At 41.6% G+C, this 26,628-nt stretch carries 22 protein-coding genes; 10 read left to right on the top strand and 12 right to left on the bottom strand.

Annotated elements, in window-relative coordinates; translation table 11 throughout:
• Positions 1 to 313 precede the first annotated feature (313 nt).
• Positions 314 to 634: a hypothetical protein gene (locus EGC82_RS02745; RefSeq protein WP_124729394.1), complete on the top strand. Its 321-nt coding sequence runs from the start codon at positions 314 to 316 to the stop codon at positions 632 to 634.
• A gap of 11 nt (positions 635 to 645) precedes the next feature.
• Here EGC82_RS02745 and glpK read toward each other — a convergent pair whose 3' ends face one another.
• The 6 genes from glpK to leuA all read right to left on the bottom strand — a co-directional run bounded on the left by glpK (position 646) and on the right by leuA (position 8,872).
• Positions 646 to 2,142, bottom strand: a complete 1,497-nt coding sequence (gene glpK, locus EGC82_RS02740; RefSeq protein WP_124729393.1) for a glycerol kinase GlpK — start codon at positions 2,140 to 2,142, stop codon at positions 646 to 648.
• Between the two features lie 202 nt (positions 2,143 to 2,344).
• Entirely contained in the window at positions 2,345 to 3,697 is a 1,353-nt protein-coding gene (locus tag EGC82_RS02735; RefSeq protein ID WP_124729392.1) for an outer membrane protein transport protein, read from the bottom strand.
• A gap of 478 nt (positions 3,698 to 4,175) precedes the next feature.
• Positions 4,176 to 4,781 (bottom strand): 3-isopropylmalate dehydratase small subunit, encoded by a 606-nt coding sequence (gene leuD, locus EGC82_RS02730; RefSeq protein WP_124729391.1) that lies wholly within the window; start codon positions 4,779 to 4,781, stop codon positions 4,176 to 4,178.
• A 19-nt stretch (positions 4,782 to 4,800) separates the two neighbouring features.
• Positions 4,801 to 6,201, bottom strand: coding sequence for a 3-isopropylmalate dehydratase large subunit (gene leuC, locus EGC82_RS02725; protein ID WP_164839188.1), 1,401 nt, complete (start codon positions 6,199 to 6,201; stop codon positions 4,801 to 4,803).
• Positions 6,202 to 6,212: 11 nt separating this feature from the next.
• On the bottom strand, positions 6,213 to 7,307 hold the full coding sequence (gene leuB / locus EGC82_RS02720; protein ID WP_124729389.1) for a 3-isopropylmalate dehydrogenase: 1,095 nt from the start codon (positions 7,305 to 7,307) through the stop codon (positions 6,213 to 6,215).
• Entirely contained in the window at positions 7,304 to 8,872 is a 1,569-nt protein-coding gene (leuA, locus tag EGC82_RS02715) for a 2-isopropylmalate synthase (protein WP_124729388.1), read from the bottom strand. Before leuA ends, leuB begins: the two co-directional genes overlap by 4 nt.
• A 523-nt stretch (positions 8,873 to 9,395) precedes the next feature.
• On the opposite strand from leuA, the gene EGC82_RS02710 reads away from it, so the two are divergent.
• Positions 9,396 to 11,243, top strand: coding sequence for a hypothetical protein (locus EGC82_RS02710; RefSeq protein WP_124729387.1), 1,848 nt, complete (start codon positions 9,396 to 9,398; stop codon positions 11,241 to 11,243).
• Between the two features lie 4 nt (positions 11,244 to 11,247).
• On the opposite strand, the gene recQ is transcribed toward EGC82_RS02710, so the two are convergent.
• Positions 11,248 to 13,095 (bottom strand): DNA helicase RecQ, encoded by a 1,848-nt coding sequence (recQ, locus tag EGC82_RS02705; protein ID WP_164839080.1) that lies wholly within the window; start codon positions 13,093 to 13,095, stop codon positions 11,248 to 11,250.
• 200 nt (positions 13,096 to 13,295) lie between these two features.
• Between recQ and EGC82_RS02700 the strand changes: the two genes are divergently transcribed.
• Entirely contained in the window at positions 13,296 to 13,760 is a 465-nt protein-coding gene (locus EGC82_RS02700; protein ID WP_124729386.1) for a thioesterase family protein, read from the top strand.
• Positions 13,761 to 13,884: 124 nt separating this feature from the next.
• Entirely contained in the window at positions 13,885 to 14,793 is a 909-nt protein-coding gene (gene rarD / locus EGC82_RS02695) for an EamA family transporter RarD (protein WP_124729385.1), read from the top strand.
• Positions 14,794 to 15,106: 313 nt separating this feature from the next.
• Here the strand turns inward: rarD and argA are convergent, their stop codons facing one another.
• The 4 genes from argA to radC all read right to left on the bottom strand — a co-directional run bounded on the left by argA (position 15,107) and on the right by radC (position 18,132).
• Positions 15,107 to 16,426: an amino-acid N-acetyltransferase gene (gene argA, locus EGC82_RS02690; RefSeq protein WP_124729384.1), complete on the bottom strand. Its 1,320-nt coding sequence runs from the start codon at positions 16,424 to 16,426 to the stop codon at positions 15,107 to 15,109.
• 490 nt (positions 16,427 to 16,916) lie between these two features.
• A complete protein-coding gene (gene rpmG / locus EGC82_RS02685; protein ID WP_011494790.1) occupies positions 16,917 to 17,090 on the bottom strand; it encodes a 50S ribosomal protein L33 in 174 nt (57 codons plus the stop codon).
• 6 nt (positions 17,091 to 17,096) lie between these two features.
• Positions 17,097 to 17,333: a 50S ribosomal protein L28 gene (gene rpmB / locus EGC82_RS02680; protein WP_124729383.1), complete on the bottom strand. Its 237-nt coding sequence runs from the start codon at positions 17,331 to 17,333 to the stop codon at positions 17,097 to 17,099.
• A 121-nt stretch (positions 17,334 to 17,454) separates the two neighbouring features.
• Positions 17,455 to 18,132, bottom strand: coding sequence for a RadC family protein (radC, locus tag EGC82_RS02675; protein WP_124729382.1), 678 nt, complete (start codon positions 18,130 to 18,132; stop codon positions 17,455 to 17,457).
• A gap of 208 nt (positions 18,133 to 18,340) precedes the next feature.
• On the opposite strand from radC, the gene coaBC reads away from it, so the two are divergent.
• The 6 genes from coaBC (at position 18,341) to folE (ending at position 25,801) form a co-directional block, all read left to right on the top strand.
• Positions 18,341 to 19,543, top strand: a complete 1,203-nt coding sequence (gene coaBC, locus EGC82_RS02670; protein ID WP_208646920.1) for a bifunctional phosphopantothenoylcysteine decarboxylase/phosphopantothenate--cysteine ligase CoaBC — start codon at positions 18,341 to 18,343, stop codon at positions 19,541 to 19,543.
• The gene (gene dut / locus EGC82_RS02665; protein WP_124729381.1) at positions 19,540 to 19,998 is read left to right on the top strand and encodes a dUTP diphosphatase; all 459 of its coding nucleotides are present in this window, start codon (positions 19,540 to 19,542) and stop codon (positions 19,996 to 19,998) included. The genes coaBC and dut overlap by 4 nt, the downstream gene beginning before the upstream one ends.
• Before the next feature lie 35 nt (positions 19,999 to 20,033).
• Complete coding sequence (gene slmA / locus EGC82_RS02660; protein WP_124729380.1) at positions 20,034 to 20,627, top strand: nucleoid occlusion factor SlmA; 594 nt, start codon at positions 20,034 to 20,036, stop codon at positions 20,625 to 20,627.
• Between the two features lie 168 nt (positions 20,628 to 20,795).
• The gene (locus tag EGC82_RS02655) at positions 20,796 to 22,748 is read left to right on the top strand and encodes an alpha/beta hydrolase family protein (RefSeq protein ID WP_244212569.1); all 1,953 of its coding nucleotides are present in this window, start codon (positions 20,796 to 20,798) and stop codon (positions 22,746 to 22,748) included.
• 272 nt (positions 22,749 to 23,020) lie between these two features.
• On the top strand, positions 23,021 to 24,970 hold the full coding sequence (locus tag EGC82_RS02650) for an alpha/beta hydrolase family protein (RefSeq protein ID WP_124729378.1): 1,950 nt from the start codon (positions 23,021 to 23,023) through the stop codon (positions 24,968 to 24,970).
• 180 nt (positions 24,971 to 25,150) lie between these two features.
• The gene (gene folE, locus EGC82_RS02645) at positions 25,151 to 25,801 is read left to right on the top strand and encodes a GTP cyclohydrolase I FolE (protein WP_124729377.1); all 651 of its coding nucleotides are present in this window, start codon (positions 25,151 to 25,153) and stop codon (positions 25,799 to 25,801) included.
• A 114-nt stretch (positions 25,802 to 25,915) separates the two neighbouring features.
• Here folE and pyrE read toward each other — a convergent pair whose 3' ends face one another.
• Complete coding sequence (gene pyrE / locus EGC82_RS02640) at positions 25,916 to 26,557, bottom strand: orotate phosphoribosyltransferase (protein WP_124729376.1); 642 nt, start codon at positions 26,555 to 26,557, stop codon at positions 25,916 to 25,918.
• Between the last annotated feature and the right edge of the window lie 71 nt (positions 26,558 to 26,628).

The following is a 26,628-nucleotide window of genomic DNA, read 5'->3' as shown; positions in this document are numbered from 1 at the left end:
ATCCAGCACAAGCATCGTTAACGATATCTAATCAGCAATGGCGCCTTAATGATTAGATATGAGTAAGCTGCACGATGTTGACTAGATTCTGTTAACGTTGGTACGTCATTGAGGTTAATATCAAAAATAATAAAATGAATACATTAATAGTGCCAACATGCTGCTGGAAATAGCTGTAATGCCACCATTAACTGTATGAAAATATCGGCCAAATGATCCACAACTTAAAAAAGATTAAATTTTAATCAACTTGAGTCGATAACCAGTTATGATGATTAACATCAATAGCCATTCACTACCGTAGGAGAGCAACATGAGTATTGATAGCATTTATGCCATGTTAGCCAGGCCAGTACAGGCGGTGAGTGAGCGTAAACGTATTGTGGAGCAAGTCAAAAAGGCCAGCGCTATTAGCGCCGATAGTCATGAGGCGCCTCAATCACAGTTACCACCCAGCATTACTCATAAAGTGCTTATTCAACGCCAGGAAACACCACGTCAAGAAAAACGAGCTAAACCTCAAACCGTTAATGAGAAAAAGAATCTTGGTAGCCGGATAAGACGAATGAAAGCAGATAAGCGTTTCTCCACTCGTGGAGAAACTGCCAGCCTGCATATCGATATTGAAGTGTAATGTTGTCTTGATTAAGCAGCATTACCATTAGGGCTTACTTGAGATACTGCTTGCTTCCATCCCTTATACAACTTTGCCCGAGTCTCTATGTCCATTGTGGAGGTAAACTCCCGCTCGGTAGACAGCATAGTTTGTAATTCATCGGTCGACTTCCACACGCCAACGGCTAACCCAGCTAAAAATGCCGCCCCCATCGCCGTCGTTTCGGTAACAAGAGGACGAATAACCGTTGCGCCAGTAATGTCGGCTTGAAATTGCATTAAAAAGTCATTAGCCACCGCTCCACCATCCACTCGAATTTGTGTTAGCGGTACGTTAGAATCTTTACTCATTGCATCAAGCACATCACGAGACTGATACGCAATAGCCTCTAACGCAGCACGAATAATATGATTTCGATTCGCTCCACGAGTTAAACCAATAATTGCACCACGGGCATCCGCATCCCAATAAGGTGCACCTAAACCTACAAATGCAGGCACCAAATACACGCCATTGGTATCATCCACTTTGTCAGCAAAATATTGGGTGTCGCAGGCATCGTCAATTAAGCCTAATTCATCACGTAACCATTGAATAACAGCGCCGCCCATAAATACCGAACCTTCTAAGGCATAACTTACCTTTGCATCAGCACCGATGGCAATGGTTGTTAATAAACCATGAGTTGACTTAACAGCTTTGTCACCCGTGTTCATTAACAAAAAACACCCTGTACCATAGGTATTTTTAGCCATACCAGGCTCAATGCATAGTTGGCCAAATAATGCTGACTGCTGATCACCTGCCATGCCTGCAACAGGAACATGATTGCCAGCCAGTTCGGTATAACCATATATGGCACAAGAAGGCTTCACTTCAGGTAGCATTGCCCTAGGGATATTAAATAGATCGAGTAACTCTTGGTCCCACTGTTGATCGTGAATATTAAATAACATGGTCCGAGATGCATTTGTTGGTTCGGTCACATGAACTTCACCCTGCGTTAGCTTCCATACTAACCAGGTATCAACTGTGCCAAACAACAGATCTCCCGCTTCAGCTTGTTCACGCGCACCTTCAACATTATCTAAAATCCACTCAATCTTTGACGCCGAAAAGTATGGGTCAAGTACCAACCCGGTTTTTTGACGAATCATTTCCTCAACACCTTGTGCTTTATGATGTTGGCATATTGCTTGGCTACGACGACATTGCCATACAATCGCATTACACACCGGCTTACCTGTGTGTTTATTCCAGACTATGGTCGTCTCACGTTGATTAGTAATCCCAATCGCTGCAACATCATGACGGCTGATCCCAGCTCTAGTGAGCACTTCAACGAGTACCGAGCTTTGCGAAGACCATATCTCCATCGGATCATGCTCTACCCAACCCGCTTGCGGATAATGTTGAGTAAATTCACGGTGCGCCACAGCGACAATATTCGCTTGATGATCAAAAACAATGGCACGAGAACTTGTAGTGCCTTGATCCAACGCAACAATGTATTTTTTTGCAACCATCTGATTTCCTATATCATTTTAACATGATTATTTTTATATGATTTATCTGCTTAATTAGCTAATACCACATCGTACATCGACATATAAAATTAATGCAAGCAATTGTCTTCAGTTCACATAAAACCTTATCGTTTTATAATAGGCCAATTAATAAAAAGGCCTCGCAAATGCGAGGCCTTTTTATTAATACCTGCAGAGCTGATTACATCTTATAGCTTAACTGTACACCTGTTAACCATACATCACCTGTTGCTTCACCAGTGAAGCTAACCGATGCAATATTTTGTAGGCTCTGAGTCTCTGTAATGGGTGCATCACCATGAGTGCGAATGTAAGTCACACCCACATCAACATTTAGATTTTTACTCACTTGATAACCGGTACCAACGCTGAACCATAAACGATCAGAATCCGGAATGGTGGTGGTACGGTGTTGATCGTCAACTGCAGTTTTATCTAGCGCCATACCAGCACGTAATGTCCACTGGTCATTAAGTGTATAGGTGGTACCCAGCGCATAACGCCAGTTATCTTTAAAGTTCTCTTCTTTTACCACGTCTGACTCTAGGCCACCGACAGGTTTAACATCACCAGGGAAATACGCCACTAGTTGTTCAAACACACTCCATTCGGTCCAATTAACACTGGCATGCATTGCCCAGTTTTCAGTTAACTGGTGATAAGAAGCCAGTTCCGCAAATGCAGGTAACTCAATCGGTAAGTAGCCCTCAATTTCAATATTTTGACCACCGTTATAAGCCACGCCAGACACATCACCGTCTAATTTAAGATCGACACTACTGTGATAAGCCAAACCGATGCGGTTTGCTGAGTTAATTTGCCAGCTTGCGCCCACTTTCCAACCATAGCCAACATCATCACCTTCCATTGACTTTAGATTGGTACCACCTGAAGGTAAACGTGCATTAATGCTTGCAGGTAAGTTAGGATTAGCTTTAATCGCATCGATCCAACCTGGAGCGGTTGCACTAACTTCACCTTCACCGTACACAACACGTAAGCCAGCACCTACAGTGAATGAGTCATCAACACGAAAAGCAATATTGGGATTAAACTCGACAGTGGTAATTGAGGTTTTACTGCCAAAAATAGCCGCTGCATCCGCTACCGGAATATCAGTTGCTAAACCATAGTTTGAATTAACCGCTAGACCCCAAGTCCATTGATCATTCAACTGGTTTGAATAATAAAAGTTTGGCACAAATGCATTGTCAGCAACATCGTATGCGTCAGCATCAATCACTAATGGCTCTGAGCCTAATAACGGTGAAGAAATACCGACATCACCAACCACATCAACATTTGGCATGACATAAATACCACCCGCTGATACTTGGCGGCCTTCTAGATAAGCTAGCATGGCTGGATTACGCGCTTGAGTTGACGCATTGTCTGCAATAGCAGCTTCACCAGCAAATGCACGGCCTAAACCGGTGGCTGAATATTCTGCAAGTTGAAAACCTGCTGCATTCACTTGAGTTGTTGCCCCAAATACAATGGCGCTAATCGCCAACGTTAACACTGTTTTTTTCATTATGATTCTCGGTGTTTTAGTTTCAAACTGCATAAATCGATTTTTATAGAGCAAAAACTCGATTTAAATGAAGCCGTCAGTGTACTGATCCCAAAAAGCTTTGCAACAACCGAAAAAGACTCAACAACAAGTGAGTCATTCAATTTTAAATTGTGATCGAGATCAAACTTTTGATTTAATGATTTAACAAGGAAGACTAAAACAGTATGGCTGTGCACTTAATTTCCACAGGATTATACATAACTAATTTTATAAGATATTAATCAATATCTTATAAAAAATCTTAATACACAAGAGTGAGCTGAATAATTAAGTGTATTTATCTACACTCAGTATCATCAATATAAGTATACAAAATGGTTACATAAAAATTTTTACAATTAAAAATAAAAAAACCTCTTTATGTTGTCATAAAGAGGTCATTAATTGGTTGCTATCGCAATATAAGTAACACGCTAACACACTCTGTGATAACGGATTATGCGTACCAAGCCGGTATATGCGCTTCGTAATCACTAATTTGTTGCTCAAAAGACAGCGTCAATCCAATTGCATCTAAACCATTAAGCAACTTATGCCTTGCTGACTCCACAATGGTAAAATTAAACACACAACCAGAAGGTGACGTAACCGTGAGCGCTTGTAAATCGACGGTAATTTGTGCCCCTTGTTTGGCTGCTACTTCATCAATTAATTGCTGCACTTCAGTCGACGTCAGTTTTACAGGTAATAAACCATTATTTATCGAGTTACCATAAAAAATATCCGCAAACGACGGCGCAATGATAGCGCTAAAGCCAAAGTCAGCTAATGCCCAAGGCGCGTGTTCTCGCGACGAGCCACAACCAAAGTTTTCTTGGGCTAATAAAATAGAAGCACCTTTATAACGAGACTGATTCAACACAAACTCAGGATTGGGCTGATCACCTGCATCATCCAAATAACGCCAATCATGGAATAAGTGTATTCCAAAACCGTCACGGGTGACTTTTGACAGAAATTGCTTTGGAATAATTTGATCCGTGTCCACGTTGGCGCTATCAATGGCTACCGCTAAACCAGTATGGGCAGTAAATGCTTGCATGTTTCTCTCCTTTTTCGGTTTAGTAAGGTTGACGAATATCGACAAAATGGCCTGCTATCGCAGCGGCAGCTGCCATTGCAGGGCTGACCAAATGAGTACGACTACCGCGGCCTTGACGACCTTCAAAATTACGGTTGCTGGTTGATGCACAGCGATCGCCCGCCTCTAAACGGTCATCATTCATAGCTAAACACATAGAACAACCCGGTAAGCGCCACTCAAAACCGGCTTCAATAAAAATTTTATCCAAGCCTTCCGCTTCCGCTTGCAGTTTTACTGGGCCAGAACCCGGTACCACAATCGCCACTACGCCATCTGCCACTTTACGGTTTTTAGCATGAGCAGCGGCAGAGCGTAAATCTTCAATTCGCGAGTTAGTACAAGAACCAATAAACACTTTATTGATGCTAATGTCTGTCATCTTAGTGCCCGGGGTAAGGCCGATATACTCTAACGCTTTAATCATGCTGGTGCGGTTAGTAACATTAGATTCTTGATCAGGATTAGGTACCTCACCGTCAATAGCAACGACTTGGCCAGGGTTGGTTCCCCAGGTTAGCTGCGGCGCAATGTCATTAGCGTTTAATACCACTTCGGCATCAAATATGGCATCAGCATCGGTCTTTAATTGGGACCATGCCTTAACTGCTTTATCCCACAGGGCACCTTTAGGGGTAAACTCACGCCCCTTAAGATAGTTAAATGTGGTTTCGTCAGGTGCCACCATGCCAGCTTTAGCACCCATTTCGATAGCCATGTTACATAAAGTCATACGACCTTCCATGGTTAATGCTTCAATGGCTTCACCACAAAACTCAACCACATAGCCAGTACCACCGTCCATACCTAGCTTACCGATAATCGCTAACACGATATCTTTGGCGGTTACGCCATCGGTCACTTGGCCGCGCACTTCAACCTTCATATTTTTGGCTTTTAACTGACGTAGCGTTTGGGTTGCCAACACGTGCTCAACCTCTGAGGTGCCAATACCAAACGCCAAAGCACCAAATGCACCATGGGTAGCGGTGTGAGAATCACCACAAACAATCACGGCGCCTGGCAAAGTAATACCCAACTCTGGACCCATTACATGGACAATACCTTGGTTCGGATGATGAATGTCATACAAGCGCACCCCAAACTCTTTACAATTTTGCGCCAGTGTTTCAACTTGAGTACGCGCCATAGGGCTTAACGCATCTAAACTAGCACTGCGGGTAGAAGTGTTGTGATCCATAGTGGCAAAGGTTTTTCCTGGAGCGCGCATTTTGCGGCCTGCCACTTTTAAACCACTAAATGCCTGTGGAGATGTCACTTCATGGACTAAATGACGATCAACATACACAACAGGCGCTTCGCCTTCTGGTGAAGCAACAATATGTGCATCCCACACTTTTTCATATAACGTTTTACCGATCACTTGGACCATTACACACCATCCTTTATTGCCTGACTGATAAAATCACCCATCTGTACTGTCGACTTTGCTTCACTGCGCTTATCTGCAGCAAGTAACTCACCGGTTAAATAGCCACTGGCGAGAGCTTTTGTCACTGCGCGCTCAATAGCATTGGCAGCCTCTTCCTGCTTTAAGCTATGACGTAACATCAATGCTGCAGATAAAATCTGTGCTACTGGGTTCGCGATACCTTGACCCGCTATATCTGGCGCACTGCCACCGGCGGGTTCAAATAAACCAAAGCCTGTGCTGTTCATACTGGCAGAAGACAATAGCCCCATAGAGCCCGTTAACATGGCAATTTCATCGGATAAAATATCACCAAATAAATTAGAACATAACATCACGTCAAACTCATCTGGGCGGCGCAAAAGCTGCATCGTCGCGTTATCAATATAGATGTGTTCTAAAGTAACGTCAGGAAAGTCTTTAGCCACTTCTTCTACTACTTGGCGCCACAGTACTGAACATGCCAGTACGTTAGCTTTATCGACTGAGGTAACCTTATTTTTTCGTCCACGCGCGGCCTCAAAGGCAATACGAGCAATACGAGTTATTTCGCGGCGACTATAACGCATAGTGTCGAAGGCTTCTTCATCATCACCTTCACCTTGACGTCCTTTCGGCTTACCAAAGTAAATACCACCGGTTAATTCACGCACACATAACACATCAAATCCACGGGCTGAAATATCACTTCGTAATGGTGACATATGCTCTAAGCCGTCATGTAATTTAGCTGGGCGTAAATTACAAAATAGCTCAAAGTGTCCACGTAATGGTAATAATGCACCACGTTCAGGTTGATCGTTTGGTGGTAAATTTTCCCACTTAGGGCCACCCACACTACCAAATAAAATCGCATCGGCGGCTTCACAGCCTTTTAAGGTCGCGTCAGGTAAAGGACAACCATGGTTATCAATGGCAATACCGCCAACATCAAATTCGGTATAGCAAATATCTAATCCAAAACGTGCTTCAACTGCAGTAAGTACTTTACGTGCTTCTGCCATCACTTCAGGACCAATACCATCACCCGACAAAACTGCTATTTGATAACTCATACGCCACCTAACTCCCTTTCTTTATGGATCTGTTGTTTAAAGTCAGCCACTTTATCTGCGCGGTACACTAAGTTCATTACATGGACTAACGCTTGTGTTGATGCTTCAACCACATCTGTGGCCAAACCGACACCGTGAAACATTTGTTCGTTATATTTAGCCGTAATATCAACTTGCCCGAGTGCGTTTTGACCTTCACCTTTGGCGCTTAACTTGTAGTTAGTTATGTTAATTTTACGCTCGGTAGCTCGAGCAACGGCATTATAAGCCGCATCTACAGGGCCATTACCCGTTGCAGCCTCAGTAATATCTTTACCATCTACAGCAATACGTACCGTGGCGGTGGCCACACCTTCAGTCGAATCAGAATGCACCATCATGTGCTGAAGCTGATACTTGTCATCGTCTTGTGCTTGTGACTCCATAAAGACTAAAGCTTCAAGATCGTAATCAAATACCTGACCTTTCTTGTCGGCTAAGGTTAAAAATTGCTCGTAAAGACTGTCCATATCATAATCCCTTGGCTGGTAACCCATTTCAGCCATGCGATGCTTAATCACATGGCGGCCAGAGCGTGAAGTCATGTTCATATTATTACGATTCAAACCAATACTTTCTGGAGTCATAATTTCATAAGTATTTTTGGCTTTTAGCATGCCATCTTGATGAATACCCGATGAATGAGAAAATGCATTGGTCCCTACAATCGCTTTATTAGCTTGAATGGGCATGTTACATAATTGACTAACTAACGACGACGTACGATGAATTTCTTTAGCATTAATGCCGCACTCTACACCGAGCAAATCTTTGCGGGTTGCAAGGATCATGGCAATTTCTTCTAACGAGCAGTTACCGGCACGTTCACCAATACCATTAATAGTACATTCAACTTGGCGCGCGCCCATTTCAACGGCTGCGATGGAATTAGCGACCGACAGACCTAAATCGTCATGACAATGAACCGAGATCACTGCTTGATCGATATTCGGAACTCGATTAAATAAGGTTTGAATAATCCCACCAAACTCGCTTGGCACGGTATAACCTACGGTATCAGGAATATTAATGGTACGCGCACCTGCTTTAATCGCTTGCTCAACCATACGACACAAATTGTCTATTGGTGTACGACCAGCATCTTCACATGAAAACTCAACATCGTCAGTAAATCGTCTGGCGTATTTAACCGCATTAACGGCCATTTCTAATACATCATCAAAAGAGCGCTTTAATTTACTCTCAACATGAATAGTCGAGGTAGAAATAAAAGTGTGAATACGAAATTGATCTGCAACCGATAAAGCTTGAGCAGCGGCATCAATGTCTTTTTCAAGTGCACGAGATAGCGCACAAACTCGACTATTCTTGATGGTCTTGGCAATAGTCTGCACTGATTGAAAATCTCCTGGAGAAGAAACCGGAAAACCCACCTCCATTACATCGACTCCTAAACGTTCAAGCGCCAAGGCTATTTGTAGCTTTTCTTTAACGGTTAAACTTGCTGCTAGCGCTTGCTCACCATCACGTAGGGTAGTATCAAAAATTATGACTCTATCGGACATCGAATTTCTCCATCGACCATCATGTATATTTACCTAACTGTAAACATCACAACTAGTACATTTCAAAAGGGCTAGAAACAAAAAACCCCGCGGCTGTTAGCGCGGGGTTTGTGTATGCTTAATGAATTATTTTGCATGTAACACAAAGGACTCCGCGCAGGGTATGCGTGAGAGGAGAAGGAGTCCGAGTAAAATCGATTTTGTGATCATAAAATTAATATTCACTTTTAATAACTAAATATGCTAAACGTGCGACGTATTAAGTATGTCTATATCTAATATGTAACGCGGCAAGCCTTCTGTGTCAACCCTAATTTAACCAAGGTGAAAAAGATGATAGCGTACTAGTGCTTCATTACAGTTAATTAACGACGCCATCAATCAATTTTGAGCCTCTTTAAATTAATATATGTACATCTCAAAGTACAAATAAACATCAATCTAAGTGGCTGCATCAATTATATTTTTATGTATATGGATACAAATAATCGTATACTAGTCTCACCCCATGTTAAGTAGATATATGACGATGACGTTATCGAAAAAGAGTATTGAATATAACTTTAGTCGCATTTTTACTTTAATCTTTGGCCTGACTCTGCATTTAGTCACGACACCTGTTTTTGCTCAGCCCTTACAGCGCTTATTACTCTCGGACGACATCATTGCCCAAACTCAAAAACTAAGTGTTAGTGAGCAACTCAATGTGATCAACAATATCAACTCTCAACGTTCTTTTGAAGCAAAAACACTCATTGATTTACTCGAGCAACAACACGCTAAACAACCATTAGCCAATATCGACCTATTGCGATTAACGCTGTTACATTGTTTTAATTTATTGGAGTTTGGTGAGTTTAATCAAGCTATTGTCTTGGCAAAGCAAGGTGAGAGTAATGCCAGACAGTTTAAATATGACACAGCTCGCCCTTACTTTATGCAATGCCAAGCAGCTGCGCATCAGAGCATTGGCAATTTGCTACAAGAACAACTACTCACAGAAGATGCACTCCGCTTAGCAAAGCGATACTCTGAAAAGCAAGCGATTGTAAATAGTCTTTTTTTAAGTAGTAGCCAGAGCACCAGCCTAGAAAACTATAATCAATCGATTGAGGATTTACGTTTCGCATTAACTCTCTTTGATGAGGCAAAAACACAATTTCAACATTGGTATTTAATCCCTAAATCCTATTTACTATCTGAAATTACTAATGTATTTTTTTCAAAGGGAGATCTTGCTGAAACATTATATTTTGCAGAGCTCGCATATAAGGATCCTTCCACTTTCGGCAAGCTCGAGTTTGCATTTGCAATTAATTTGGCCCGCGTTAATATTACATTAAATGATAAAGCAAAAGTGTTGTACTACCTCGATAAAGCTGAAACTGCAAAGAAAAACAACTTGTCTGAAAGAGATTTAACTACGAGCTATTCCTTACTAGCTAGTATTCATTTGTATGTTGGCGATTATGATATTGCAGAACAACTCTCTTTATCGAGCATAATACTATTAAAGAAATACCAAGAACCAATCAATGTGATGCGCATTAAGCGAACATTAGCCAAAGTGTATTTTGCACAACACAAAGACACACTCGCCTTGTCGCTACTAAATGAGATTATTGAACAAGCCACTGAACTTGAACAATTTTCAGATTTAGAAGAATTTAATCAAATAATCAGCCGATACTACGCTGAACAAAATCAATTCGAGTCGGCTTATCAATTTCAAGTGCAGCGTTTTGACGCGGCTAAACAAGCTGCGGCCAAGTTAAATAATGCTCACTTTATGCAGTATAAGGCCAGAATAACAGCACAAAGTGAAGCCAGCACACCACCAGAGAAACCTGTCAGCAACATCAATCAAAACTTAACCATTACCGCCTTAATTATTTTGTTATTGTCCGTTGGATTAGTCCTATTTTTGGCCCGCAAACCACAACGCCTCAATAGTGTAAATGCTCAAGAAGAAGACCAGCAGCAACGTATCGATAATATGCTCGATAATGCCAAACAAGGACACTACCAACTAAGCATGCTGCTGATTAATATCAACCATAATAATATTGCGGATATACCCTTTATCATTCCGCGGCTCAAAAACACACTTAGAGAGCAAGACCAATTGTTTCGGCATAATACCAATGAGCTCATTATTATCTTGCCACACGCATCGTCAGTGGGGGCGGCAAGAGTCATAACCCAAATAGAGCAAGTACTTGGCGAATGGAAATCAGAGATCAAAGTAAATATTGGTATGGCGAGTTTACAACAACTCGACACCTTTGAAGTGTTAGTAAAAAAAGCAGTTCTGAGTCAGTTGAGTAAGATTAAATCTCAAGAGAAAAGCAATTCTTCTGATGAAAAATAAACCATTAACCTTTAGTTAGATAATCAGTTATCTCATCTAGAAATTCGCCGCCAAAACGGTCGAGCTTAATCTGCCCGACACCATTTACTGCGAGCATCTCGCCAGGGCTTGTGGGCAGCATGGCACACATTTCAGCTAACGTGGCATCGTTAAAGACTAAATAAGGTGGAATGTCATTTTTTTCCGCCAGTTCGCGACGCAGTAATTTTAAACGAGCAAATAATTTACGATCATATTGCTGTGGTGCACGCGAATTAGGTTTGCGCTTAACATCAAGTAACTGGATCCGAGGCTCAGCTAACATTAACGACAACTCAGCTTTTAATATTGGTCTTGCGGCAGAGTTAAGCTTAATTGCAGAGCCGCGGGTAATATCCTGACTCATCAAACCTAAATGAATTAGCTGGCGGATAACACTAAGCCAAAACTCGGTTGATTTATCTTTACCAATACCCCACGTCGATAATCTATCATGACCTCTATCCACTATATTAGCCGCTTTAGAACCGCGTAATACTTCAATTACATGGTGGATACCAAAACGTTGCTGTAAACGATAAATACAAGACAGCACTTTTTGAGCATCTTCAGTACCATCATATCGCTTAGGTGGGTCAAGGCAGATATCGCAGTTTCCACAAGGCTTTGATGCCACTTCATCAAAGTAGTTTAGCAACACTTGGCGACGACACGTCTGCGCTTCAGCAAACGCTGCCATGGTATGCAATTTATGAAATTCGACTTGCTGTTGAGGCCCCGGTTCTGACTGCTCAATTAAATGTCTAACTCGGCCAATATCAGCAGGGTCAAACAACATATAAGCTTCAGCGTCTAAACCATCACGACCAGCTCGGCCTGTTTCTTGGTAATAGGCTTCAATACTTTTGGGAATATCGTAATGCACCACAAAACGTACGTTGGATTTATTAATCCCCATACCAAAGGCCACGGTTGCCACCACAATATCAATTTGATCTTTAAGAAATTTATCTTGAACATTACCACGCTCTTCTTGACTCAACCCAGCGTGATACGCTTGGGCATTAAATCCTTGTAAGCGTAAACGCTCTGCCACCTCATCAACTCGTCGACGGCTACTGCAATAAACAATGCCGCTGGTACCATTTTGAATGGTTAAAAACTGACGTAACTGATTTGTTGCATTAAGTTTTTCAGCCACTGTGTAGCGAATGTTAGGGCGATCAAAACTCGACAGCAATGTATAAGGCGTCACGCCTAAACGTTCGCAAATACTCAAACGAGTAGCGTGATCTGCCGTCGCAGTTAAGGCCATTAAAGGTAAGTAAGGAAAATACTGTTTTAACTGACCTAAGGCAGCATATTCAGGTCTAAAATCATGACCCCATTGACTAATACAATGCGCTTCATCAATAGCAAACATTGAAATATCAACAGATTGAAGGCGCTCGATAAAATCAGGACGTAACAAGCGCTCAGGCGACACATACAACAATTTAATCTCGCCTGCATGAAGCTTACGCAACACCTCTGCACTTTGCTCGCGCGGTAAAGATGAGTTCAGATAAGCTGCTGATACGCCACTTTGCATTAAACTGTCGACTTGATCTTTCATCAACGAAATTAATGGCGACACCACCACCGTCACTCCAGGCAGCACAATTGCAGGTAATTGATAACACATACTTTTGCCGCCACCAGTAGGCATAATAACTAACGTGTCCTGGCCTTGTAAACTTTGCTCAATGACTTCTCGCTGCCCTTCACGAAAGGCACGATAACCAAAAACCTGCTGTAAGCTCGCAGCAAGTACATCTTGCTCTGTCGTCAACACATCTGAAGACGCAATATTGGTCGAAATCGGAGTATCCATTCACACAACATCATCATTCAAGGGGCACTCATTTTAAAGCACTCAGCCGCAGAAGTCTTGAACCAAAACACCTTTGTCTGTTTTCAAACAAGATTGATGATTGAGTCAAGGTCACTTTAGGGTTAGATTAAATACTCTATGGCAGTAAGTTTCCACAATAAACCATAACCATAATAATAATAAAACGACAAGGATTGCTCATGACCACGTCTATTCAAACTCAAGCTTTACAACAAGTTGCTAATATTTTTGATCAACATGTTCCATTTCATAATCTACTCGGTTTAAACATTAAACGTTACGATATCAATGGGGTTGAAGTTGTCATAAATATGAAACCCGAGCTTATTGGCAATATTCATCAAAACATTCTTCATGGTGGTGTCACCGCAACATTACTGGATGTTGTCGGCGGGCTCACGGTATTTGCGGGGCTCGTAGCCAGTAAAGAAGATTGGACTCTTGAAGAGCTACAACAACGCCTAACGACTTTAGGCACTATCGATATGCGAGTCGATTTTTTACGTCCTGGTCGCGGTGAAGTTTTTACTGGTACTGGCACTGTTATTCGTTCAGGTAATCGCGTATCTGTATGCCGGATGGAATTACATAATGAGCAAGGAGTTCATATCGCATTTGGTACTGGCACTTATATGGTCGGATAGAGAAAGCCTGTGCCATGTAAAGCTGACAGCCACCTTATAAAAGAAATAGCGTAATCACTTGTGTCATCCAAAATGGCGACCTACAATCGCCATCTCTTATTGTTCTGCCCATTATTGATACATTATGCCTGATTTAGAATACCGCAAAGGAGTTTTATTGGCAGTGTGCGCTTACACCATTTGGGGTATTGCACCACTGTATTTTAAACTTTTACATCATGTTCCCGCGACAGAAATATTAATGCATCGAGTTATCTGGTCATTTATTTTTATGATCATCATGATGCAATTTATAGGTGGTTTTGGCCGTCTGCGCCTTATTCTTAAACAACCGAAACAGCTTGCGGTTCTGTTTGTTACCTCGGTACTAATTGCCGCTAATTGGCTCATTTTCATTTGGGCAGTTAACAACGACCACATGCTCGATGCTAGCCTAGGTTACTTTATAAACCCGCTATTTAACGTGTTACTTGGAATGGTATTTTTAGGTGAGCGACTACGTAAATTACAATGGCTTGCTGTTGGTTTAGCCAGTGCCGGAGTGTTAGTACAATTAATCTCTTTTGGTTCTATTCCGCTGTTATCATTAGCATTGGCTGCCAGTTTTGGTTTTTATGGTTTATTGCGTAAAAAAGTGAATATCGATGCTAAATCAGGATTATTAGTCGAAACAGCCATTTTACTGCCTATCGCGTTAGGATATTTACTTATTACCCTAGATACCTCATCAGTCAGCATGTTAACCAATAGTATGAACCTAAACTTACTACTAATTGCAGCAGGTATTGTCACTACAATCCCACTATTATGTTTTGCGGGGGCTGCGGTAAGAATTCCCTTTTCGATTTTAGGCTTCTTCCAATATATTGGCCCCAGTATCATGTTTATCCTGGCGGTTAAATTATTTAATGAACCCTTTGATATTGAAAAAGGCATTACTTTTGGCTTTATTTGGGGCGCACTGATTATCTTTGTGGGTGACATGCTAGTACAACGCCAACGACGTAATGCCTTAGCCAAAGCTCAAGCATAATATACTTAACCTGAACTCGGGATAAGGAATGAACTTAGCTATTTAACATCAGCATGTTAACCAAGCTCACTTTCAAGCTTGTCATTTGTTATGCTAACAAGGCGAATTGACGCGTCAATAGCTAGCCTATTGTAAGTCGATTCAACACAGTTAGCAGGACAAAGGGCTGTTTGAAAGGCGTTTATTATCCCGAGCTCAGGTTACTTACAATGGGAAGATGAAGTCACTCAAAGCACTGATGCTTCTCCCACAAAAAAGCCGGATGATTTTATACTCATCCGGCTTTTTTTATCTATTAACTGTCTTGTTACTTCTACAAATCTAACGCAAGAATTTTTGAACGACGCTGATAGTTATACAACTGCTTTTTCTTATTAGGCAGTTCTTCAACATCGACAATATTAAAACCGTGCTCTAAAAACCAATGAATACTGCGAGTTGTTAACGCAAATAAACGAGAATAACCACGCACCCGCGCTTGGCCAATAATATTATTTAATAACAAACTGCCACGGTCGGCATCACGATAATCAGGATGCACCACTAAACACGCAAACTCACCGGCATTATCTTCTTCAAATGGATACAGTGCCGCGCAGCCAATGACTAAATTGTCACGCTCAACGAGCATAAATTGCTCTATTTCCATTTCAAGTTGCTCACGAGAGCGGCGTACCAAGATACCTTGTTCTTCCAAAGGTCGAATAAGATTTAAAATACCGCCTATATCACTAATAGTTGCCCGGCGTAAACGCTCAGCACTTTGGGTGACTATTTGGGTGCCGATACCTTCTCGAGAAAAGAGCTCTTGCAGTAACGCGCCATCTTCTAAATAACTCACTAAATGACAACGTGGCACACCGCGGCGACACGCTTCAACACTGGCCTTTAAGAAAGCGATGGTCCCTACTGAAGTATGATCATCTTCAGACATGGTTTTGAGCATTTCTTCAATATCATCAGGCATGAGTTCGGCTATCACTTCGCCATTAGCACCTAAAATACCGTGACTGTCACTAAAACCAATTATTTTATCCGCTTTAAGCTTAATCGCGACTTGGGTGGCAACTTCTTCAGCCGTTAGGTTAAAGCTTTCGCCAGTAACAGAAGCGGCAATAGGCCCCATCAAAACAATACCATTATTATCTAATTGACGACGTAGACCTTGTGCATCAATACGGCGTACTTTGCCACTCAAACAAAAATCAACACCGTCATCCACCCCTAGAGGTTGGGCAATGACAAAATTGCCACTGACTAGATTAATTTGCGCATTCTGCATTGGCGTATTACCTAGGCTCATCGACAGCCTAGCGGTAATATCAAATTGTGTCGCCCCTGCAACCTGCTTGATAATTTTCAGGGTTTCATCATCAGTAATACGAATACCATTATGATATGCGGGTTCAATTCCAGCAGCTTTTAAACCTGCATCAATCTGGGGCCTAGCGCCATAAACTAATACCACCTCAATTCCAAGTGAGTGCAACAAAGCCACATCATTCAGAATACCGCGGAATTGTGGATGCGCTAATGCTTCGCCACCCAACATGACGACAAAAGTTTTACCTCTATGAGCATTGACATAGGGCGCAGAATGGCGAAATCCATCGACTAATTCAGTGGTTCTCACAGGCAAATTCACCTCGGTATAAGTTTGATGTTCGTTAATGATTATGGCAAAACATGCCACACAGCGATTTGTTATATCAAAAAAGAATGGTATTGCATTTTAATTCACTTTTAAAGCATTTTATTTCACGCCAATTAAGACGCAGTGTCTCATTTCTGTATGAAAAAATCATTACAGCCAAAAAGTTAACGCGTGTTAACTGTTAATCGTTCTTTACTCATTTACTTATAATATTTGCATCACATACGTAAAGCAAGATTACAGCATAATGGCGTAATAATAATGGCGCGACAACAATAGTGGAAAGCTCACGTAAAGTATAAGGACATTGATAGTGTATTAGGTAACGTAAACCGTTGGCATTACCCATAATTCAGCCGTTTACAAAATATTTTTACTTAACATATGATCAGTTGATTCAGTATAGACTATTTTCAAACAGACATAAAAAAAGCCCCAATTAAGGGGCTTTTTTAAGAATCAAAATCAATTACTTGATTTTAGCTTCTTTGTACATAACGTGCTGACGAATGACTGGATCAAATTTCTTGATTTCCATTTTTTCAGGCATGTTACGCTTGTTCTTTTCAGTAGTGTAGAAGTGACCAGTTTTAGCACTAGATACTAATTTGATCTTCTCACGATTACCTTTAGATTTAGCCATTTTCTATTATACCTTCTCGCCACGGGCACGAAGTTCTTTAACAATAACTTCGATACCTTTCTTGTCGATAATACGGATACCTTTAGTAGATACACGTAATTGCACGAAACGCTTTTCTTCTTCTAACCAAAAACGATGGTTTTGTAGGTTAGGTAAAAAACGACGACGAGTCGCGTTTTTTGCGTGCGAACGGTTGTTACCAACCATTGGCTTCTTGCCAGTTACTTGGCATACTCTTGACATGTCAATCTTCTCCAAAACAAATTTTTAACGCTCGAGCATTAATGTGCCTCGTATGGCCGTCGCCCGAGGCACAAAGAGGGCGCATTTTATACACGATTGACCATATAAGATCAAGCAGTGTTTATACTATCCACCCTCGCTCGGCAAAGGAGACTATCTCCTGGTCACCTACAACCATATGATCTAACAAAGAAACATCTATAGTTGCAAGTGCATTTTTTATTCGCTCAGTTATTCGCCGATCAGCCTGACTTGGCTCTGCAATGCCAGACGGGTGATTGTGACACACTATTACTGCAGCTGCTTTTTTCTCCAAAACAAGGCTTACAACCTCGCGTGGATAAACAGAAGCAGAATCGATGGTGCCACGAAATAATTCTACAAATTGAATGACTCTATGTTGGGTATCCAACAATAGTAAGGCGAACACTTCATAGGATCGGTCCGCCAATTGTCTCATTAAATAGTCCCGAGTTAAATCAGGATTTGTCAAAATTTGCCCTCTTTGTAGATTTTCATGCGCAATTCGCTTAGAAATTTCAGCTGCAGCTTGTAATTGAGCATATTTTACCGGCCCAACACCGGCTAATTTGCACACTTGGCTTTTAGAAGCCGAAAGTAAACTTCGCAAACCACCAAACTCACTGATCATATTTCGGGCTAAATCTACCGCATTCTGTCCAGCAAGACCGTTACGCAATAATACCGCAAGCAACTCTGCATCAGAAAGATGCCCTGCACCTTTGAGTAATAACTTTTCTCTAGGTCCTTCTCCTTCTGGCCAATCTTTAATTCCCATGAATGTCCCTTATATTCAATGTGACGATTTCATTACACGCCTTAAATCGATTCTATATCCGATATCAACACCAATAGTGAGCGGTTGTCTTTTTCAGGAACAAGGTTCGAATTGATTACACAGTATGGTTGATATTTTTGAGATTGGATCTACGCAACTTGTCACAGGTTTGTGATATTGTTAGCCGCAATTAGATTTGAGTCGGATAATGTGCATCATGCTGACAAATAAAAAAGTATTACTCGGAATTGGTGGCGGCATTGCCGCGTATAAAAGTGCGGATCTTATTCGTCGCTTAAAAGAGCGTGGCGCCGATGTGCGTGTCATTATGACCCAAAGCGCCATGGCGTTTATTACCCCGTTAACCATACAAGCGCTTTCAGGCAACCCCGTGGCCTCAGACTTACTTGATCCAGCTGCAGAAGCCGCTATGGGTCATATTGAACTTGCTCGTTGGGCAGACGTAGTATTAGTGGCACCAGCAACTGCAAACTTAATGGCACGTATCAATGCAGGGATGGCTAATGACTTATTAACCACTACATGCTTAGCCACCAGTGCGCCTGTCATTATATGTCCTGCAATGAATCAGCAAATGTACCAAAATATCGCCACTCAAGAAAACATGGCAAATTTAGCCCGCAAAGGCCTAATCATTTGGCAGCCAGCATCAGGTAATCAAGCTTGTGGTGAAATCGGTCCAGGCAGAATGCAAGAGCCCGTCGTGATGGCTGAACAACTGGTACAATTTTTTGGCCCTAAATTACTCAACGGCCATAACCTACTCATTACAGCAGGGCCAACGCGTGAAGCAATTGACCCAGTGCGATACATCTCCAACCACAGCTCAGGCAAAATGGGATTTTCCTTAGCTCAAGCAGCGGCAGAAATGGGCGCCAAGGTAACACTAGTCTCTGGCCCAGTTAATTTAGCCACACCTGCTGGCGTCACTCGTATTGATATAGAATCTGCACAGCAAATGCTCGATGCCGTGATGAAACAGGTTGAGCAACATGATATTTTTATCGGCTGTGCCGCAGTAGCAGATTATCGAATTGCCGATGTTGCCCAGCAAAAAATCAAAAAATCTGCCGAGGAAATGCAGCTTGCACTAGTGCGTAATCCTGATATCTTAGCCACGGTAGCTCAGCATGCTAACCGGCCTTTCACCGTCGGTTTTGCTGCTGAAACTAACAACGTAGAGCAATATGCTCGCGGCAAACTTCAGCGTAAAAAGCTTGATATGATCGCCGCTAACGACGTTTCTATTCAAGGCTTAGGCTTTAATGCCGATAGCAATGCATTACAGGTTTTTTGGCAAGATGGCAGCCAACAGCTGCCCGCAACAGATAAACTTACCCTGGCGCGCCAATTACTATCATTGATAGAAAAACAATTAACAAAATCATGAAAACACCCATTGAACTAAAAATTATCGACTCGCGTATTGGCAGTCAATTTCCATTGCCAGCCTATGCCACTGCTGGTAGTGCAGGCATGGACTTACGTGCCATGACCGACACACCAATGTTAATTGAACCAGGAAAAACTGTATTAATTCCAACTGGCATTGCCATTCATGTAGCCGATCCAAGCCTTGCCGCAGTTATTTTACCGCGCTCAGGCATGGGTCATAAGCATGGCATTGTCTTGGGTAACTTAGTCGGCTTAATTGACTCCGATTACCAGGGGCAGCTAATGGTGTCATGTTGGAACAGAAGTGATAAACCATTCACACTCGAAATAGGCGATCGTCTCGCCCAATTGATATTTGTACCGGTTGTACAAGCAGCATTTACCCTAGTGGATGAGTTTAATAGCTCAGATCGTGGAGAAGGCGGATTTGGTCACTCTGGCACCAAATAACCTATTCAAGTAATCACTGAGCCAAGGAACAGATAATGGCTGAAAGCCCTAAAATAAATCGTCGTGAGCATATTTTACAATGCTTGGCGCAAATGCTTGAAACCAGCCCAGGTCAACGCATTACTACTGCAAAACTCGCCGCCGAAGTTGGCGTTTCAGAAGCTGCACTGTATAGACACTTCCCCAGTAAAGCTCGGATGTTCGAAGGCTTAATCGAATTTATTGAAGATGCGATATTGTCGCGCTTAAACATCATCATGGACGAAGAAAAAGACACCATGACACGTTGTCAGTTAGTGCTGCACCTGCTCTTAGTATTTTCTGAACGCAACCCAGGCATTTCGCGCATATTAAATGGCGATGCCCTATTGGGTGAAAATGAACGTTTACGTAACCGAATAGACGTACTCTTTGCCAAAATTGAAACACAGATAAAACAGATTTTACGCGAAAAAACACTCCGTGAAGGCGTAGGTTTTAATATTGACGAAGCCATTCTCGCCAATCTATTACTCGCTTTTGTAGAAGGCAGAATTTCACAGTTTGTCCGCAGCGAATTTAAACAAAAACCAACGCTTCACTTTGATGAGCAATGGACCTTTATTCAGCAGCAATTATTAAGAAGTTAATATCGCATAGATAAAGGATGCTAGTTCGGTCCTTTTTCTACCAATGCTACTGACTCTTCCTTTCCCCTTAAACCGTATCAAATCGAATATTTATACTACATAAAAACAAAGTAAGAACGAATGATTAAACAAGGATGTCTCATGATTTTCACCAAATACCTAACCATTATGTTACTTGTCTGTGGTGGCCTATTCACCCATGCATTTGCTACAGAAAGTCTTTCTACTGCACAGCTATTTAGCCGAGGGGCTGAATTTAGCAATGTAAAAATATCTCCAACAGGCGAGTATATTAGTGCGATAACCAAGCACAATGGCAAAGACAAGCTACTGATATTAAATGCTAAAACAAAGCAAATACATCATGCGATATTTTTTCCCAGCAATGCCCAAGTGGGTGATTACGCTTGGGTAAATAATGACCGAATCGTCTTACAAAAAGAATACTTAAAAGGTTGGAGTGACGTACCGCTGTATTATGGTGAGTTAATGGCTGTTAATGCCGATGGATCAAGAGCAACTTACCTTTTTGGTTTTAATAGCGGCGAGCAACAAACTGGCTCACATCTGAAAAAAAATACCCCAATAAGAGCAACAGCGTTTATTTTAGATCCCCTCCCCGATGACGACCGCTATATGCTCGTCAATGCGATCCCATGGAATGAGTCTAATTCTTTAAACTATGAATTATCACAAACTGTATACCGTGTAAATTTATACAAAGGGTTCCGCAGAAAAGTCACCACTTCGCCTATAGGTTACTCTCGATTTTTAACCGATCATGATGGTGAAGTACGCTTTGTTGCAGGCGAAGATGAAAACAACATAACAAAAGTATTTTATCGTCAAGACCGCGAATGGCTTAACACCGATCAGCTCAAACTCAATCTAGATGATTTCTACCCAATATCTTTTGCCGAAAATAAAAACAGTATTTATGCAGCTGCTCGGGTAAAAGGCGAAACCTTAGGGATTTATGAAATAAATCTAGAAACAGGTGAAAAAACACAAATTATTAAAGATGACAAAAGTGATCCCAGTAATTATTGGATAAACCAAACGACCAAAAAACTCTATGCCGTTGAATTTGAAAATGGTTATCCGTCTTACGCTTTCGTCGATCCAGAAAACAGTCATTCAAAATTACTAAAGCTGTTGCTCGCATCATTACCTGGCCATCAAGTTCGTATCGTTAGCGAAACTCGTCATTCAGAAAAACTCATCGTGGTAGCATTTAACGATCGAAATCCTGGTGATTATTATATATTTGACACCAAGGCGCTCACACTCCAACACTTAGCCTCTGCCAAGAAATGGCTCGACCCAGCGCGAATGTCAGAAGTGAAGCCAATTAGCTTTACCAGCCGAGACGGTAAAATAATTAGCGGTTATTTAACATTACCTTATGGTAAAGAAGCGACAAACCTCCCTCTTGTGGTCAACCCCCATGGTGGTCCGCATGGAATAAGAGATGAATGGGGGTTTAATACTCAAAACCAAATGCTAGCAAATCAAGGGATGGCAGTATTACAAGTCAATTTCCGTGGTTCAGGTGGTTTTGGACAAAATTTTGAACAAGCTGGATTCCAAAAATGGGGTTCAGAAGTACAATATGACATTATCGACGCCACTCATTACGTCATTGATCAAGGTTATGTAGATAAAAACCGCATCTGTATTTCTGGTGGTAGTTTTGGTGGTTATAGTGCATTGCAAAGCGCAATACTAGAACCCGATCTGTTCAAATGCGCAATCGGTTTTGCAGGGATTTATAATTTAGAACTGATGTTCAATGAAGGAGATATTGCAAATAGTGCTTCGGGTACTAGTTACCTTAAAAATGTTTTAGGTCAAAATAGTGAAGTACTAAGGGCGATGTCTCCCTCAGAAAATGTAGATAAGCTTAAAGCAAACTTGCTTCTAGTACATGGCGGTGACGATGAACGAGCGCCCATTGAGCAACTAGAATCATTAGAAAAAGCCCTTAAAGCACGTAATTATCCCTATGAAAAACTGGTGATGGATGATGAAGGCCATGGTTTCTACAATGATGACAATCGTGCCCAATATTATGAAAAAATGCTTCTATTCCTTAAAAAGAACCTAAACATTAAATCGTAATGAGCTAATGAGCTAATGAGCTAAAAAATATTATATCAACAAGCCGATACCCGGCAAACGGGGTCGGCTTTTTTGTACCTGCGTTATGCTTTCAAGTAAATTCTACTGCGCAAAGAGGCCAAGAAAATGGGTGTTAACATAAATTAAAAGTCGTAATATGCGTTAATACTCTACCCCATCTCAATGATAAATAGTGAGTACGTATTGCTCTGATCACTTGAATTAAATACAATACCGTCACATTTTTAACATTTATTACACGGATTGTAGTCATGCTGCGTATTTTATACCTCACTTGCTGTTTGCTTATTCTTTTTACCGCTCACACTTTTGCTAGTCCTCAGATCAAAGATTTTAGTGCTGACTCCGAATTTTCTGAAGTCAAAATATCACCCGATGGTAAATACCTTGGCGTTATTTTAATTGAAGATGAAAAGCGCACCCTGTTAATCCTAAATCTTGAAACCATGAAACCGACTAACGCAGTCAAATTTAGTGGTGATGAAGAAGTTGGAAGTTACTATTGGGTTAATGATGAGCGGGTTGTATTACAAAAACTCTATAAACATGCACAACGTGAATCATCAGATTATTATGGTGAACTACTGGCGGTAAATTATGATGGCAGTAAATCTAAGTACCTGTTTGGTTATAACGGCGGAACATCAACAGGCACCAGTATTTCCAATAATGAAGCTATCCGCGCAAGTGCATTTGTTTTAGATACTTTAAAAGATGATGACAAATACATTTATGTTATGGCCTATCCTTGGAATAGGCAGAATTATGCATACACTCTGGCATACAGAGTAAACGTCTATTCAGGTAAACGTAAACGCCTTACCACTTCACCCATTGCAAATGCGCGTTTTCTTGTAGATAACAATGAAGAGGTACGCTTTAGTTTCGCCACAGATAAGAAAAATAATGATCAGCTATTCTATTATGAAAATGGTGAATGGGTTGATGCGGAAAGAATTAAAGGGGGCCTCACCGATTTCTACCCGCTTTCGTTTACTGAAGACAATAAATCAATTTACGCTTTGGCAAATGGTGAAGGTGCGACTCGCGCTGTTTATGAAGTCGAACTCGCAACGGCTAAACATAAAAAAATCATCCAGCACGATGTTGTCGATCCATTCATGACATGGGTGAGCGACCAAACAAACTCACTCTATGCGGTAGAGTTTGAAAATGGTTACCCTGAATACCAATTTGTCGACACAGAAAGTGCTAAAGCCAAGGCGTTGCAGCAGCTTATGGCCGCGATTCCTGATCATCGCATTCGTATTGTCAGTGAAACGGTTGACGGTAATACCCTCATTGTTGCAGCGATGAACGATAGAAATTCGGGTGACTATTACTTATTTGACCGTAAAAAACTCAAACTCAAATTCTTATTTGCAGGCAATGCTGCACTAGACCCAAGCGAGATGTCAGAAGTACGCCCTATCAGCTTTACTAATCGTGATGGCATAACTATTCATGGTTACTTAACGCTACCCGTCGGCATGAAAGAGCATAAAAACATGCCACTTGTGGTTAATCCTCATGGCGGCCCACATGGCCCGCGTGACTTGTGGGTATTTAACTCAGAAAACCAATTACTCGCCAACAATGGTATTGCGGTACTGCAAGTAAACTTCCGCGGCTCTGGTGGATACGGTAAAGCATTTGAAGAATCTGGCTACTTAGCATGGGGAACTAAAATTCAATACGATATTATTGATGCCACTCAATATGTTATTGACCAAGGTTATGCCGACAAAGACAGAGTGTGTATTTCGGGTGGCAGCTTTGGCGGATACTCAGCACTCATGAGCCCTATGTTAGCGCCTGATATGTTTAAATGCGCTGTAGGCGTTGCCGGTGTGTATGATTTAGAGCAAATGTATAAAACGGGCGATGTACCTGAATCTTACAGTGGTGGAGCATACTTAGAAGAAGTGTTAGGCACTGATATTCAACGCCTTCGTGCAATGTCACCGACTCACAATGTGAGTAAGCTAAAAGCCAAAATACTGTTAATTCATGGCGAAGAAGATGAACGCGCACCGATAGAACAATATGAAGCAATGGCAAAAGCATTGGAGCAAGCTAACTACCCTTTCCAAAAAGAGATTTGGAGAAAAGAAGGCCATGGTTTCTTTAATGCCGAAAACCGTGAAAAATATTATGACATCATGCTTAAGTTCATCAAAGAGAACCTAAACGTAAAATAGTTAACACCTAAACGTTTAGCCACAAAAAGCCGATACCTGACTAAAAGGGTCGGCTTTTTTTTATCGTCTATAGTGTTAATTTGCAACGAATCACGTTATTCTCCATCCCCTTATGGCATAAGCGTCCTAAGGTTTTTTAAGATAAACTCATCGTAGTATGACAGGGTTGTTGGAGGATATATGGCACTAAGTGAAGCCGCAATAAAAGTACAAGCCGCACTAAAAGATCGTGGGCTAGAAACCCCTATGCTGCCGAAAACCTCAACGCCAGAACAACGTAAGGTTAAAATTGAGCATCATATGAGAGAAATCCTGACATTAATGTCATTGGATTTATCAGACGACAGCTTAATCGATACCCCTCGTCGCATTGCTAAAATGTATGTCGACGAGATTTTCTCAGGGCTTGATTACGAAAATTTCCCAAAAATCACCGTCATTGAAAACAAGATGGGTGTCGATGAAATGGTGCGCGTGCAAGACATCAGTCTTACCAGCACTTGTGAACATCACCTAGTAACCATTGATGGTTTTGCCACTGTCGCCTATTTACCGCGTACAAAAATTATCGGTTTATCAAAAATTAATCGTATCGTGCGCTTCTTTTCCCAGCGTCCACAAGTACAAGAGCGCCTAACCCAACAAGTATTAGTGGCGTTGCAAACCTTGCTTGAAACCAAAGACGTGGCGGTAAAAATGGATGCAGTACATTACTGCGTTAAATCTCGCGGCGTGATGGACTCAACCAGCTCAACGACCACTACAGCATTGGGCGGTATTTTTAAATCAAACCCAGCAACCCGCGCTGAGTTTTTACACCTTGTAAAATAAGTTTTAATCATCGCCCAAACCAATAAAAACGCAGCCAACTAATATCATCATCTAGGGCTGCGTTTTTAGTTTTAATGTTTAGAAAACACTAATAGAAAAGATTAGTAGAAAAGATTAAATACCGTATTGCTCGCGATAAGCGCTAACTGAAGCAAGCTCTACTTCCATACCCGGCTTTTCAGACAAGTAACTGATTAAATCAGCCAGTTTAATAATCGACACAATCTGGCAACCAAAGTCACGCTCAACTTCTTGAATCGCCGACAGCTCGCCCTTACCTTTTTCTTGGCGATCCAGTGCAATCAACACTCCCGCAAGTTGGGCATTGTGGGCGTTAATAATTTCCATCGACTCGCGAATCGCCGTACCAGCGGTGATCACATCGTCCACCAGCATCACTTTGCCTTTGAGCTCGCTGCCGACTAAACTGCCGCCTTCACCGTGAGTTTTAGCTTCTTTACGGTTAAAGCAGTAAGGAATATCCACATCGTGATGATCGCACAAGGCAACCGCCGTTGTTGTCGCTATCGGAATACCTTTATACGCTGGGCCAAATAACAAATCGAACTCAATACCCGAGTCCATTAACGCCGCAGCATAAAAGCGGCCTAAACGCGCTAAGTCTTTACCCGTATTGAACAATCCAGCATTAAAAAAGTACGGGCTCGTACGGCCAGATTTAAGGGTAAACTCACCAAAACGTAATACTTGGCGGGCTAAAGCAAACTCAATAAATTCGCGTTGATAGGCTTTCACGGTTATTCCTCTTTCATCAAATTTTAGATTAAAAAAAAGGACCGTAATCGGTCCTCATTTTTCAACAGCAT

It is taken from the genome of Shewanella livingstonensis, assembly GCF_003855395.1.
In the GTDB taxonomy this organism is placed as follows: domain Bacteria; phylum Pseudomonadota; class Gammaproteobacteria; order Enterobacterales; family Shewanellaceae; genus Shewanella; species Shewanella livingstonensis.
This window is presented reverse-complemented; position numbering and strand designations above follow the sequence as displayed.